This is a genomic window from Marinobacter caseinilyticus, from assembly GCF_011074955.1.
Taxonomy (GTDB): Bacteria; Pseudomonadota; Gammaproteobacteria; order Pseudomonadales; family Oleiphilaceae; genus Marinobacter; species Marinobacter caseinilyticus.
Window position 1 is genome coordinate 1 of record NZ_WUQJ01000001.1, and the last position, 14,762, is coordinate 14,762.

Genomic DNA, 14,762 nt, shown 5'->3' on the forward strand with positions numbered 1-14,762 from the left:
CTTACTCGACGATCTTTGCAACAACCCCGGCACCAACGGTACGGCCACCTTCGCGAATCGCGAAGCGCAGACCTTCTTCCATTGCAATCGGTGCAATCAGGGTGACGTCCAACTTAACGTTGTCGCCAGGCATGACCATCTCTACACCTTCCGGCAGTTCACATGACCCGGTCACATCGGTGGTCCGGAAATAGAACTGGGGACGGTATCCTTTGAAGAACGGCGTATGACGACCGCCTTCCTCTTTGCTCAGTACATAAATTTCTGACTCAAAACGCGTATGCGGCTTGATGCTGCCTGGCTTGCACAGAACCTGACCACGCTCAACGTCGTCACGCTTGGTACCACGCAACAGTACACCAACGTTCTCGCCCGCACGACCTTCGTCAAGCAGCTTACGGAACATCTCAACACCGGTGCAGGTGGTCTTCACGGTATCTTTGATACCAACGATTTCCACTTCGTCACCAACCTTGACAATACCGCGCTCTACACGACCGGTCACAACGGTACCACGGCCAGAGATCGAGAACACATCCTCAATCGGCATTAGGAACGGCTGATCGATCGCACGCTCAGGCTCAGGGATGTAATCGTCCAGGGCCTCTACCAGCTTCTTAACAGCCGTGGTGCCCATTTCGTTGTCATCCTTACCTTCCAACGCCATCAGCGCCGAACCGGTAATGATCGGAGTGTCGTCGCCCGGGAAGTCGTACTGGCTCAGCAGATCACGAACTTCCATCTCGACCAGCTCAAGCAGCTCTTCGTCATCGACCATGTCCGCCTTGTTCAGGAACACAACGATGAAAGGCACGCCAACCTGACGAGACAGCAGGATGTGCTCACGGGTCTGCGGCATCGGGCCGTCAGCGGCGGAACACACCAGAATAGCACCGTCCATCTGAGCCGCACCGGTGATCATGTTCTTCACATAATCGGCGTGGCCTGGGCAGTCAACGTGTGCGTAGTGACGCGTTGGGGAGTCGTACTCAACGTGGGAGGTCGCGATGGTGATACCACGCGCCTTCTCTTCCGGTGCGTTATCGATCTGATCGAATGCGCGCAGCTCACCTGAGCCCCATACTTCATGACACACGCGCGTCAGCGCTGCGGTCAGAGTCGTCTTACCATGGTCAACGTGACCAATCGTGCCCACGTTCAGGTGCGGCTTTTTACGTTCAAACTTTGATTTAGACATTCGATCAATCTCCCTAATCAACTCGCATGCATTACGTTGACCGGACAAATAATGGAGCTCATGACCGGAATTGAACCGGTGACCTCATCCTTACCAAGGATGTGCTCTACCGACTGAGCTACATGAGCACTTATCCAAACTTTAAATACTGGAGCGGGCAGCGGGAATCGAACCCGCGTCATCAGCTTGGAAGGCTGAGGTAATAGCCACTATACGATGCCCGCAAGCAATAAGTGGTGGAGGGGGCAGGATTCGAACCTGCGAAGGCGATGCCGTCAGATTTACAGTCTGATCCCTTTGGCCACTCGGGAACCCCTCCAGAGCAGGCTTAAAACACAAAACCTGACCCGAAAACTAAAAAATGGAGCTGGCGGACGGAATCGAACCCCCGACCTGCTGATTACAAGTCAGCTGCTCTACCAACTGAGCTACGCCAGCCCACAATCGCCTGTTCAGCGAGGGCGGTATACTACGGATTTTTCTCAGTGGTTGCAACACCTTCACAACCACTGAATTTGACCGATTCATACCGCTCTTCATATCCCGCCTGCTGCTCGCCAATTGACCCGGAGCCGGAAGGAAAATTCGCTGAAAAAACGAGGGCGTAGCTTATACGATTTCGGGGGAAACTTGCCAGCGTTGCGTTAATTCCCTGGTTTTTTCTTCGAGCCAGGACTCTTTCTGCTGCCGCTCGTGACTCGAACAGTCCCAGCGAGATGGCATTCTCCTGGTCGCCCTGAGTGACAAGGTAAGAGTCAATCCCTCTTTTCTGAACAGACCTGAAACGCTCATTAGCCGCCTCGCGGGATGAGGCAGGCGGAATGATTACCCAATGAAAAGGTTGATCTGGCCGTTCAACCGCTCGCACCTCCCGAACCTTGCCCGTCACACCCAATGACTCAGCGGCCACCATGGCCGACGACTCATCCTCAAACCAGCCGAGCTCAACACAGAGCATGGCAGGTGCGGGCTCCGGATTTTCGATCGGCACCGCGACCGGTACCGCCTCCGGCTCCGGCTCGTCCGAGCTGCTGTCGGCCACTGCAGGGGGCGATGCGGCAGTCGAAACTGGCGCCTGGACCGGCGCTGCCACGGCATCATCGCTCGGCACAACGTCAGGAATAACGGGCGAAGGGGCGACGCTGTCCGGTTTCACGAGCTTCAGCGCCGCGACCCTTGGAAGCCTGCCCGTTGCGGCATCACTGTCTTGCAGCCCGTTATCGGTCGGCTGGGAATACCACAGCAATAGATTTAATGTGACGAGAAGGACCACCAGCGATTTCATCGGTGGCTCTCGCGATCAATAAGATCGAGCCCCGTCAGAACCGCCCCCTCCACCGGGGTCGCATTCAGGCCCAGCGCAAGCAGCTCTGTCGCGTCTCCGCCGGTGACAAACACATCAGTGATGGACAGTCGCCGGCAGTCTTTTTCCAGGCGTTCGATCATCCCCTGCCACAACCAACCCAAGCCGTGCTGGACGCACTCGGTCGTAGTCGTCCCCGGGCTTGTGGTATTCCCATTCTGCTCATCAAAATGGATACGTGCCGCATCCTGCCTCAGGCTGCGCAGCAACATACTTCGTCCGGACAATATATATCCTCCGAGGTGCCGGCCGTTGTCGGCAACAAAATCAATGGTGATGGCACTGCCTGCGTCAATGATGACAAATGGACGCCGGCGATGCGCCCACACGCCATAGAGAGCATGCCAACGGTCTGCTCCCATGGTGTTGGGAGCTCCATAGGCACAATGCAGACCGCCCCGCTCTCCCTCGGTCCAGTAAAAGCGGGCGGGCGCCGCAGTCAGTTCAGCCAATCGGCCGACTAAAAAATCGCGGTCGGATTCTGAGCGCACCGTGGACACCGCCACCCTGAGTATCTGCGACCCCAGGTCCTTAGCTTTCGCAAACAGCGCCGCATCGAACAGATCGCCCTGACCATCACGTTCGATGCCACTGGCGGATAGCAGGCGCCATTTAACCCGGGAATTACCGGCATCAACCAGAAGTCTCACGCGCTCACCCTTAAACTGATTTCGCCGGCGCGCACCGTCGTCAGCCCGTTCTGAGTTTCAATGCGATAGTGACCAGCCTCATCAATACCCCGCCCAATGCCTTGGTGCTCGCCTTGGGAGGCCATCAGCGACCGCCCTTGAAAGTAGTCTCTACGCTGCCAGCGCTCACGGAAGGCCACAAATCCCCGGTTGGAAAAGGTATCGACCGCATCCAGAATGGCGGCAATCAGGGTCGCAGCAATACGATTACGCTCCCACTTCACTGCACCTTCAGGTGAAGCCAGCGCCAAACTGGTCCAGGCCTGGTCTACCGCAGGCGCCGTCGTCATGTGAACATTAAGGCCAATGCCGGCAACGATTTGAGCAGCACCCTCGAGCTCGCCTTGAAGCTCGATCAATATACCCGCCAGTTTATGCCCCTCCAGCAATAGATCGTTTGGCCACTTCAGCGCAAGACCGGATACCCCCATGCTCTCCAGTGCATCCGTGAGCGCCACACCGATGACAAGACTCAAGCCCTCCAATGCCGCAAAACCACCAGGCAGTGTAAGCCCCATACTCAGGTATAGATTTTCGCCCGGCGGGCTTTGCCAGACCCTCCCACGCCGACCCCGGCCCGCGGTCTGCGTATCCGCAAGACAAACCACCACCCCCGCCGGTTCCTGGGCACACTGACGTATGACTTCCGCATTCGTTGAATCAACACTGTCCATCACGTGCAACGTAACGAGCGCCCGGCTTTGCGGTGGCAACAATGACAGTACAGCGGACTCATCCAGCAAGTCGACGGAATCACAAAGCCGATAACCTTTTCCGCGAATGGTCTGAATCCTGTAGCCTTTGCTTTCGGCCCTTTTAACCTGCTTCCAAACCGCCGTGCGACTGACACCAAGTTCCGTCGCCAGTGATTCACCGGAATGAGTACTGCCATCGGAAAGAAGCTGGATAAGAGCCTTTGTTTTCATCGTGGTTGCCCGATCAAGAGTTACGAATGTGCAGGGCTGGATTAAACACCACCACAAAGCAAAAAACAAAACGGACCGACGCCAAGAATTTCACGGCGGCCCGTGAACCCTCGACATCGTATAGATTGGAATAGAAAGAATATATTACTGGATTGGAGTGGCGGTCAAATTCGCCCGGATATCAAAATTTTGCAATTTGGCACCATAAATAGCCGTTTGGGCGCCACCGACCGGGTGCACCAAGTCAACATTATTGATGCTCAACTCCTTGAACTGTGCCCTCGCCTGCACCGCAAAACCCAGAGGTCGGCTATCAATATCCGCCGAAGTCGGCGAGGCGACATACCGATAGCCCGCAGCCGTACTGGCATCCATGATTATTTCATCGCCCCGATTACCCACCACACCTGCGGAATCCGGCCCGTCAGACTTTTTCACGACGCGGGTTTGATAGACATCAACCGATAAATCGGTCTGTATCCCAAAGGTGTTGTCATCAATACCGTCGCCATCAATATCACCTCCATCACCGGTATAAATGTCGTTCAGCACAACTTTCATTCCGGTATCATTGACGGGCTGCCCGTCCCCACCAAGCTCACGATTGGTTTCCCAGGTAAAGGCGTTCTTTCGCGTATCACTGACGGCTTTTGCAAAAACCTGCTTCATTTTGATGGTGATGCCTTCATCACCACGCATCTCCCAGCGCCCACCGGAGGCACCGCAAGCGATTGCATCAGCCCCGCTGCCACCGACACAGAGATTCCCGGCGCCACCCGGCACAATGGTCATGCTGCTGCCTTTTTCATAATTTTGGACCACAAACCGGCCAAAACTACCACCGCTATCTTTATCACCAATGCGTAGATTACCGATATCCATGGTGCTCCAGGCTTCACCCTTGATAACGGCGAAACCATCGTCAGTGACATCCACCGTCATATCCCGAACATGAATGTCATAGTTCAGATCACTCGCCCATAAGCCTTTCTGCGGTATCTCGCCAGTTCCCTCATCATAGGGCGCCGATATTAACGCTGCATGCCCATCCCGGATCTGGATGTCAGAGTTGATGGTCAGCCCTTCACCAGAAGCGCCTCCCGCTCCCAGCGTAATATGGCCGTCGACTTTGAAGTCATAGGCCGGGTAGACACCCATCGCTAATAGCAGCTCTGTACCGCCTTGCAGTGGCGCATCTTCGTCACCAACCCGCAGACCATTCATCCGATAGCCTGCCTCCAGATCGTCAAACCCGATACGAATGCCGTCGAAGAACTCCGTGGTACCTATATTGCCCGCACGAGTGACATTGATCGTTACATCACCATGCCCCCACGACTGGAGCCCGCTGAAGACCACACCGTTGCCATTGTCCGTATAGCTCAAATCAGCCTGACTCAGGCTCCACTCCGTCGCCAGTCGCAACCCTTGAGTGCCTGCATCTTGGTGCCCTCCCCCTTGCAGGTACACCGCATTGGTATAGCTTCGACCATTGAACACGTGATCCTCGAACAGAAAACTGACATTCAGCTGGCCAATGCTCTTACCGTTTCCGCCCATCTCAATCCGGTTAATATTGATGTCGCCCGACAAGGACCCCAGTGTAAAGCCCAGAGCGTTGCGACCCTGCCAGTCCTGAGTAATGTCCAGCCTCAAGTCGTTGATGACATAGGAACCTGTAATACCAAGAAGTGCCAAAGCATTACCATCGTCGCGGTATATAAAATTGGCACTATTAATGGTGGTTTGGTTATCCACCCGTAAGCCCTGCACTCCGTCTCGACCACCTGCGCGAATTTCAGTATGGGACGATAAATCGAAGTCCCCACTTAAGCTGCCATAACTTGCAAGCAGCTGACCGGTCGTTACATCGTTGCTGTTGCCATGGTTGAGCGGGTTATTGCTGTAACGAATCGCGCCAACACTGTAGCTCCCCACCACGGAAGGTGCTTCCAAAAGCACCGCACCTCCCGATACATCGAGCGTGACACCGAGTGCCTCGACATCCAGCGTAATGTCATCGAGGAATACTTCATTGCCATTCGTTCGATAACCGAGGCGACCACCGGTCATGGTAAAGGCCGAATCAAAGGTGAAGCCATTACCGCCTAGCGCACCTCCTGGTGAAATTTTCAGCCCTCCCTCAACGCTGTGATCAAAGAAAATACCGCCCATGCTCACACCCGGTGCGCCGGCCAGACGTATGTCACCAAACTCGATGCGACGATCTTCTACCAGATAGTCCAGATTCAGACTCGCGTCCTCGTCGATATCGAGTTTGATGACGTGATGAGCTTCACCGCCGGGGGTGCTCGCAGACCCGATCCGGAAGTTTTCAAGATAAATACCATTGCCGTCATCAAAGTAGGAGATGCTGTCCGCTGTCACCCCAAGATCCATCTCCATCGTAATGCCGCCCTGACCGCTTATCGCCGCCATGTCCGACTCAGCCAGGCTTTGCATTTCGGCTTGTGCCATGGGCAGCCAAGCGACCAGCACTCCATAGGCGAACACCGATTGCATGAATCTGATTTCCCTGTTCGTCACGGGTGAGCCCCTCTGTTACGGACTGCCGGTTGGAAAAACGAGCAAATTACCTTCCAGCATGACGTCGCCTTGCATCTGTATCGAAAAGATGTCTGTCTGCTGAAAGCCAGGGTCCGTAGGCCGAGCGGTGCTACTGGTTGCTACCTTAAACTCGACCGAATCGAACCTGACAATGTTCGGTAAGCCAATTTCCAGGACATCACGGTTGAATAACTCACCGTCTCCGCCGAATCCCGAGTCGATGTCTCGGACCTTCAACGTAAGCCCTTCAAAGGAAAATTTCCCTCGAATATCGTCCAAAACCATCCAACCGCCGTTTTCCTTCAATTGATAAGCCAACCGGGCACCGCATTTCTTGGCGGTGTCACTGCAACTCCCAAAATAGCTGTTTTGTACGGGACCGCCGAGCTCATTGATGCTCACATCACCTGACAGGTAGATTCCCCCCTGGCCGGAAACCGAAGCGAGATCACCATCCTCCAGGCGAGACATTTCCGCATGGACACCAGACACCAGCACCAAACCGGCCGACAGAGCCATCGCATGACCGATGACCGTTCGCAAAAACCTTGTCATGGCGCCAAGTCCCTCGTTTCAATTTTCAAATGCTGAATCAGCATGCCTTCGACCCGGGCTGAGCCGAAGTCCCGGTCGCCCACTGACAAATTGCCGATGGTCAAATTGCTCCGGTATTCGGAATTGCTGTAATAATCCTCATAAAAGTCCCAGGCAGCTCCATCGCTGCTACTTCGAAGACCATCACTACCAATGGTGCCCGCCTGGGGTGTCGGGATTGCTGCAATTTCCAGGATAAAATGCCCGTTACCATCGACATCGAAGAACATGGGCTGCAGTTCATTACCAAGCGCCAACTCGAGAGCAAAGTTTTGCATCAAGATCTTTGATCCGCAGCCGGAACCATCGGGCTTGCAAGCATTGATCGAAAGCTCTGGTGTGTAAAAATTCAACTTGAACTGAGCCACCATCTGCTTTCGGGCATTGTCGCCCCATAACCTCAAATAACTGCCATCTATGACTGCGCTTTGAGCATGAATATTTATATTGGCTGATGGATCTTCACCGACCACCAAATTCATTTGCAGACCTATGTCCGGACGCTCGCCATTGGGCAGTTCTGCACTTGCCGGACGGCTTGCGCAACTACCACTCCCCGCCACTGCGCCTGCACTCAAGCAGTCGTAACCGAGGGCTGCGTCGACCATTTCTGGCGCGGCAAACTCAAGCACAGCCTTGTTTGGCACACCAATATCGTTGCCATCCAGGACATCAATTTTAAACGGATTCACCAGCCGCCCCAGGTTGACGGGACCGAGGGTTTCACCATAATTACTGTTGGCCCCAGCAACATAGAGTTTGTTAACCACAATCTCTACATCCCGACCATCGGTACTTTTCAGGCCACCTATTTTGAAAATCTGACCATTGTCCACGTCGGTTCCATGGGCGAACTTAAAGTTTTCTAACACCAGGCCAATGCCGGCACCGTCCACCTCGGAAAGCTCGGATTCCGTAAGCCCCTGCAATTCAGCATAGGCTGACCAGGAAGAGAGCAGCAGAGATGCGACCAATCCGCCAACGCACGAGCGACCTAGCAACCGCCCGAGTAAAGATGCCTGCATAGTGTTCATCCGTTAAAAAAGCCCGTGCCCGCGATCAATGCGCTTCGTCCAGAAAGGTTGTACGCCATTGAGTACTACCTTGAGATTAACCTTGGCGCCCCCACTGGGCGTATCAGAAACGGCCCTTGGGTTGCCTGCCTAAACTATGAAGTCCCGGAATAGTGCGCCAATCGGCCGCCACACAGAGTGCAAACACAACAGGGATCGCCATGAGCAACCGACAATATATATGCTTGATGACATCTCACTCGTTACCCCGCTTCCATTGCGTGATGTTGGTATTGTTGAGTTGTGATGAGCGTCTCTGATGTGCTGGCGATTGTTTTTTTGACCAGTACTTGAACGATTCTATCTCGGTTTACATATTGTCACTGTGCGCGGCGTCATAGAAACGAGATGGGTGAGGATTGTTTTACAATAGTTCCGATGGTGTAGAAATGCCGGCTGGACTAGCACTGAAGGCTTGAGCATAAAGCGCCTGACGATTACGCATTGGACCCCGGTGGGGTTCGATCCTTCAGATTTACACCTACTCCGCTGCCTGGGCTTAGGCGGCACCATCACTGCCGGCCTTTTGGCGGGCCATAAAAAAACCCCAGCAGGGTAAGCTGCTGGGGTTTTGGGTATTAAGAGTCTGACGATGACCTACTCTCACATGGGCAATGCCACACTACCATCGGCGCTGATCTGTTTCACTGCTGAGTTCGGTATGGGATCAGGTGGTTCCAAATCGCTATAGTCGTCAGACAAAACGTTTGATCACTGGTTGGGACAAGATTGAATTCTTGATAACGACCGTTGCGGTATCCGCAATTGTCTTGGGTGTTATATAGTCAAGCCGCACGAGCAATTAGTATCGGTTAGCTCAACGCCTCGCAGCGCTTACACACCCGACCTATCAACGTCCTGGTCTTGAACGGCTCTTCAGGGACCTCAAGGGTCCAGGGAGATCTCATCTTGGAAGGGGCTTCCCGCTTAGATGCTTTCAGCGGTTATCCTATCCGAACATAGCTACCGGGCAATGCCACTGGCGTGACAACCCGAACACCAGAGGTTCGTCCACTCCGGTCCTCTCGTACTAGGAGCAGCTTTCCTCAAATCTCCAACGTCCACGGCAGATAGGGACCGAACTGTCTCACGACGTTCTAAACCCAGCTCGCGTACCACTTTAAATGGCGAACAGCCATACCCTTGGGACCGGCTTCAGCCCCAGGATGTGATGAGCCGACATCGAGGTGCCAAACACCGCCGTCGATGTGAACTCTTGGGCGGTATCAGCCTGTTATCCCCGGAGTACCTTTTATCCGTTGAGCGATGGCCCTTCCATACAGAACCACCGGATCACTATGACCTACTTTCGTACCTGCTCGACGTGTCTGTCTCGCAGTCAAGCGGGCTTGTGCCATTACACTAACCGCACGATGTCCGACCGTGCTTAGCCCACCTTTGTGCTCCTCCGTTACGCTTTAGGAGGAGACCGCCCCAGTCAAACTACCCACCACACAGTGTCCTTATCCCCGATAAGGGGACGAAGTTAGAACCTCAAACATGTCAGGCTGGTATTTCAAGGTTGGCTCCACGATGACTGGCGTCACCGCTTCAAAGCCTCCCAGCTATCCTACACAAACATGCTCAAAGTTCACTGTGAAGCTATAGTAAAGGTTCACGGGGTCTTTCCGTCTAGCCGCGGATACACCGCATCTTCACGGCGATTTCAATTTCACTGAGTCTCGGGTAGAGACAGCGCCCCCATCGTTACGCCATTCGTGCAGGTCGGAACTTACCCGACAAGGAATTTCGCTACCTTAGGACCGTTATAGTTACGGCCGCCGTTTACCGGGGCTTCGATCAAGAGCTTCGCGCAAGCGCTAACCCCATCAATTAACCTTCCGGCACCGGGCAGGCGTCACACCGTATACGTCCACTTTCGTGTTTGCACAGTGCTGTGTTTTTAATAAACAGTCGCAGGGGCCTGGTATCTTCGACCGGCGTCCGCTCCACCCGCAGGGGTTTCACGTAATACCGGCGTGCCTTCTCCCGAAGTTACGGCACCATTTTGCCTAGTTCCTTTACCCGAGTTCTCTCAAGCGCCTTGGTATTCTCTACCTGACCACCTGTGTCGGTTTGGGGTACGGTCTCTCGTGACCTGAAGCTTAGAAGATTTTCCTGGAAGCATGGCATCAATAACTTCCCGCTCTAAAAGAGCAGTCGTCATCGTGTCTCGACATTAAGGACCCGGATTTGCCTAAGTCCTCTGCCTACACACTTAAACCGGGACAACCGTCGCCCGGCTTACCTAGCCTTCTCCGTCTCTCCATCGCAGTCACGCGAGGTACGGGAATATTAACCCGTTTCCCATCGACTACACCTTTCGGTCTCGCCTTAGGGGCCGACTCACCCTGCGCCGATTAGCGTTGCGCAGGAAACCTTGGTCTTCCGGCGTGGGAGTTTTTCACTCCCATTGTCGTTACTCATGTCAGCATTCGCACTTCTGATACCTCCAGCATGCTTCTCAACACACCTTCGCAGGCTTACAGAACGCTCCCCTACCCCGTACACTTACGTGCACAGCCGCAGCTTCGGTATCCAGTTTGAGCCCCGTTACATCTTCCGCGCAGGCCGACTCGACTAGTGAGCTATTACGCTTTCTTTAAAGGATGGCTGCTTCTAAGCCAACCTCCTAGCTGTCTGAGCCTTCCCACATCGTTTCCCACTTAACTGGAATTTGGGGACCTTAGCTGGCGGTCTGGGTTGTTTCCCTCTTCACGACGGACGTTAGCACCCGCCGTGTGTCTCCCGGATAGTACTCACTGGTATTCGGAGTTTGCATCGGGTTGGTAAGTCGGGATGACCCCCTAGCCGAAACAGTGCTCTACCCCCAGTGGTATTCGTCCGAGGCGCTACCTAAATAGCTTTCGGGGAGAACCAGCTATCTCCGAGCTTGATTAGCCTTTCACTCCGATCCACAAGTCATCCCCTGGCTTTTCAACGACAGTGGGTTCGGTCCTCCAGTGCATGTTACTGCACCTTCAACCTGCTCATGGATAGATCGCTCGGTTTCGGGTCTATGTCCAGCGACTAAATCGCCCTATTCAGACTCGGTTTCCCTACGGCTCCCCTATACGGTTAACCTCGCCACTGAACATAAGTCGCTGACCCATTATACAAAAGGTACGCCGTCACAGAACAAGTCTGCTCCGACTGCTTGTACGCATACGGTTTCAGGATCTATTTCACTCCCCTCACAGGGGTTCTTTTCGCCTTTCCCTCACGGTACTGGTTCACTATCGGTCAGTCAGGAGTATTTAGCCTTGGAGGATGGTCCCCCCATGTTCAGACAGGATATCACGTGTCCCGTCCTACTCGATTTCACTAGACTCAGGTTTCGGATACGGGGCTATCACCCACTATGGCGGCACTTTCCAGAGCCTTCTCCTACCAGTTGTCCAGCTTAAGGGCTAGTCCCCGTTCGCTCGCCGCTACTTAGGGAATCTCGGTTGATTTCTTTTCCTCGGGGTACTTAGATGTTTCAGTTCCCCCGGTTCGCCCCTTACACCTATGTATTCAGTGCAAGGTACCCGACCGAAGTCGGGTGGGTTTCCCCATTCAGAGATGCCCGGATCATAGCTTGTTTGCCAGCTCCCCGAGCCTTATCGCAGGCTTCAACGTCTTTCATCGCCTCTGACTGCCAAGGCATCCACCGTATGCGCTTAGTTGCTTGACTATATAACCCCAAGACAACTGTTCTCTCATCCACCTACCCGAAGGCGCAGCAAATTCAAGATCAGTCGCAGGTGTTATACACAACACTTCAACGACAACACCGGATAACGCTTGATCGTTATCAATTGAGATGAATCCATTTCGGAGATAATGAAATGAATCCTCTCGGATGTTTCAATCTTGTCCACATTGTTAAAGAGCATGTCTGACCAGTGATCAGAAAGAAGGCCTTCAGCGGTAACAATTCACTCTGTCACACTACTGAAAATCTTGTTTCTGTACACTGACACTTCCCAGGGGGAACGTGTTCAGGTATTCGCTTGGGTGTTTCAGGCGTTTTGGTGGAGCTAAGCGGGATCGAACCGCTGACCTCCTGCGTGCAAGGCAGGCGCTCTCCCAGCTGAGCTATAGCCCCGTCTGCTTGCACAGTGCCTGTTACTCGTCGTTGCAGCGTTCGTTCGCTTCCGTCATGATCCCTCGAGGATCACGCCTTCTCTCACTCTCACTGCGCCTAGATTAACAAACCCTGTTCGGCGCATCCGCGTTCGTCTGTCAACCAGAATCGAACCCGGAAATCGTTCAGATCAAGACATCGGATGGTGCCGCATAGCCTGCTATGCAAGTCATTCGATAACGCCGAGCTGGACGATTTTGGTGGGTCTGGGTGGACTTGAACCACCGACCTCACCCTTATCAGGGGTGCGCTCTAACCACCTGAGCTACAGACCCGGTTTTGCTTGCGCAAGACAAGCCAAGTCGGGCCTGAAAGACCCTTTGCTCTCTTTTCCGCTGATCAAGTAATTCGTGTGGGCTCTGACCGAAATATTCGGCTTCGTTTAAGGAGGTGATCCAGCCGCAGGTTCCCCTACGGCTACCTTGTTACGACTTCACCCCAGTCATGAACCACACCGTGGTGATCGTCCTCCCGAAGGTTAGACTAACCACTTCTGGTGCAATCCACTCCCATGGTGTGACGGGCGGTGTGTACAAGGCCCGGGAACGTATTCACCGTGACATTCTGATTCACGATTACTAGCGATTCCGACTTCACGCAGTCGAGTTGCAGACTGCGATCCGGACTACGATGCGTTTTGTGAGATTGGCTCCCCCTCGCGGGTTTGCAGCCCTCTGTGCGCACCATTGTAGCACGTGTGTAGCCCTGGCCGTAAGGGCCATGATGACCTGACGTCATCCCCACCTTCCTCCGGTTTGTCACCGGCAGTCTCCCTAGAGTTCCCACCATTACGTGCTGGCAACTAAGGATAGGGGTTGCGCTCGTTACGGGACTTAACCCAACATCTCACGACACGAGCTGACGACGGCCATGCAGCACCTGTGTCTGAGTTCCCGAAGGCACCAATCCATCTCTGGAAAGTTCTCAGCATGTCAAGGCCAGGTAAGGTTCTTCGCGTTGCGTCGAATTAAACCACATGCTCCACCGCTTGTGCGGGCCCCCGTCAATTCATTTGAGTTTTAACCTTGCGGCCGTACTCCCCAGGCGGTCTACTTAGTGCGTTAGCTGCGCCACTAAAGATTCAAGATCTCCAACGGCTAGTAGACATCGTTTACAGCGTGGACTACCAGGGTATCTAATCCTGTTTGCTCCCCACGCTTTCGCACCTCAGTGTCAGTGTTGGTCCAGGTAGCCGCCTTCGCCACTGGTGTTCCTTCCTATATCTACGCATTTCACCGCTACACAGGAAATTCCACTACCCTCTACCACACTCTAGCCTGACAGTTCGAAATGCCGTTCCCAGGTTAAGCCCGGGGCTTTCACATCTCGCTTATCAAACCACCTACGCGCGCTTTACGCCCAGTAATTCCGATTAACGCTTGCACCCTCCGTATTACCGCGGCTGCTGGCACGGAGTTAGCCGGTGCTTCTTCTGTGAGTAACGTCAGGGCTAGCCCGTATTAAAGACTAACTTTTCCTCCTCACTGAAAGTGCTTTACAACCCGAAAGCCTTCTTCACACACGCGGCATGGCTGGATCAGGGTTGCCCCCATTGTCCAATATTCCCCACTGCTGCCTCCCGTAGGAGTTCGGGCCGTGTCTCAGTCCCGATGTGGCTGATCATCCTCTCAGACCAGCTACGGATCGTCGCCTTGGTAGGCCTTTACCCCACCAACTAGCTAATCCGACATAGGCACATCCAATAGCGCAAGGTCCGAAGATCCCCTGCTTTCCCCCGAAGGGCGTACGCGGTATTAATCCGGGTTTCCCCGGGCTATCCCCCACTACTGGGCAGTTTCCTATGCATTACTCACCCGTCCGCCGCTCGACGCCTGGGAGCAAGCTCCCATCGTTTCCGCTCGACTTGCATGTGTTAAGCCTGCCGCCAGCGTTCAATCTGAGCCATGATCAAACTCTTCAGTTTAAATCATACTGCAATCCGAAGATCGCGATTCTTGCTCAAGACAAAACTCAATGTTCGACGAGTCGCTGTCTTGATATTTCTTGCCGAAATACCTCAGCCAGCGCCCACACGAATTACTTGATCAACTTTTTAAAGAGCGGGGCGTTTGCCCAATCGAGGTGCGCATTCTACAGCGTTTCCCGACCTTGTCAACCGCTAATTTGAATCTCTTAAACATCAATCAATTCAAGCGGTTAAACATCCCCTGAGGCCGGCCCGCTGGCCCTGTCCCTCAAGCGAGATGCGCATTCTACAGACC

The 14,762-nt window shown here is 53.9% G+C and carries 7 protein-coding genes, 6 tRNA genes and 3 rRNA genes; all 16 read right to left on the reverse strand.

The window, feature by feature from the left end; all coding sequences use genetic code 11:
- Position 1 precedes the first annotated feature (1 nt).
- The gene (gene tuf / locus GRX64_RS00005) at positions 2-1,198 is read right to left on the reverse strand and encodes an elongation factor Tu (protein ID WP_166263145.1); all 1,197 of its coding nucleotides are present in this window, start codon (positions 1,196-1,198) and stop codon (positions 2-4) included.
- A gap of 52 nt (positions 1,199-1,250) precedes the next feature.
- A tRNA-Thr gene (locus GRX64_RS00010) sits at positions 1,251-1,326 on the reverse strand.
- 21 nt (positions 1,327-1,347) lie between these two features.
- Positions 1,348-1,422 (reverse strand) — tRNA-Gly (locus GRX64_RS00015).
- Positions 1,423-1,432: 10 nt separating this feature from the next.
- Positions 1,433-1,517: transfer RNA gene (locus GRX64_RS00020), tRNA-Tyr, on the reverse strand.
- 43 nt (positions 1,518-1,560) lie between these two features.
- A tRNA-Thr gene (locus GRX64_RS00025) sits at positions 1,561-1,636 on the reverse strand.
- Between the two features lie 31 nt (positions 1,637-1,667).
- Complete coding sequence (locus GRX64_RS00030; protein WP_166263146.1) at positions 1,668-2,483, reverse strand: SPOR domain-containing protein; 816 nt, start codon at positions 2,481-2,483, stop codon at positions 1,668-1,670.
- The gene (locus GRX64_RS00035) at positions 2,480-3,211 is read right to left on the reverse strand and encodes a type III pantothenate kinase (protein ID WP_166263147.1); all 732 of its coding nucleotides are present in this window, start codon (positions 3,209-3,211) and stop codon (positions 2,480-2,482) included. The genes GRX64_RS00030 and GRX64_RS00035 overlap by 4 nt, the downstream gene beginning before the upstream one ends.
- Positions 3,208-4,176: a bifunctional biotin--[acetyl-CoA-carboxylase] ligase/biotin operon repressor BirA gene (gene birA / locus GRX64_RS00040; protein WP_166263148.1), complete on the reverse strand. Its 969-nt coding sequence runs from the start codon at positions 4,174-4,176 to the stop codon at positions 3,208-3,210. Before birA ends, GRX64_RS00035 begins: the two co-directional genes overlap by 4 nt.
- 144 nt (positions 4,177-4,320) lie before the next feature.
- Positions 4,321-6,699: a DUF6160 family protein gene (locus GRX64_RS00045; RefSeq protein ID WP_166263149.1), complete on the reverse strand. Its 2,379-nt coding sequence runs from the start codon at positions 6,697-6,699 to the stop codon at positions 4,321-4,323.
- A gap of 39 nt (positions 6,700-6,738) precedes the next feature.
- The gene (locus GRX64_RS00050; protein ID WP_427901629.1) at positions 6,739-7,299 is read right to left on the reverse strand and encodes a hypothetical protein; all 561 of its coding nucleotides are present in this window, start codon (positions 7,297-7,299) and stop codon (positions 6,739-6,741) included.
- Positions 7,296-8,312 carry a hypothetical protein gene (locus GRX64_RS00055; RefSeq protein WP_235937463.1) on the reverse strand — a complete coding sequence of 339 codons (1,017 nt, stop codon included), beginning with the start codon at positions 8,310-8,312 and terminating at the stop codon, positions 7,296-7,298. The genes GRX64_RS00050 and GRX64_RS00055 overlap by 4 nt, the downstream gene beginning before the upstream one ends.
- 683 nt (positions 8,313-8,995) lie before the next feature.
- Positions 8,996-9,110: ribosomal RNA gene (gene rrf / locus GRX64_RS00060) — 5S ribosomal RNA — on the reverse strand.
- Positions 9,111-9,192: 82 nt separating this feature from the next.
- Positions 9,193-12,087: ribosomal RNA gene (locus GRX64_RS00065) — 23S ribosomal RNA — on the reverse strand.
- 338 nt (positions 12,088-12,425) lie between these two features.
- Positions 12,426-12,501 (reverse strand) — tRNA-Ala (locus tag GRX64_RS00070).
- 237 nt (positions 12,502-12,738) lie between these two features.
- Positions 12,739-12,815, reverse strand: a tRNA-Ile gene (locus GRX64_RS00075).
- A gap of 108 nt (positions 12,816-12,923) precedes the next feature.
- A 16S ribosomal RNA gene (locus GRX64_RS00080) occupies positions 12,924-14,464 on the reverse strand.
- Together the 16S, 23S and 5S rRNA genes with 2 tRNA genes alongside form the textbook arrangement of a ribosomal RNA operon.
- Positions 14,465-14,762: the final 298 nt, after the last annotated feature.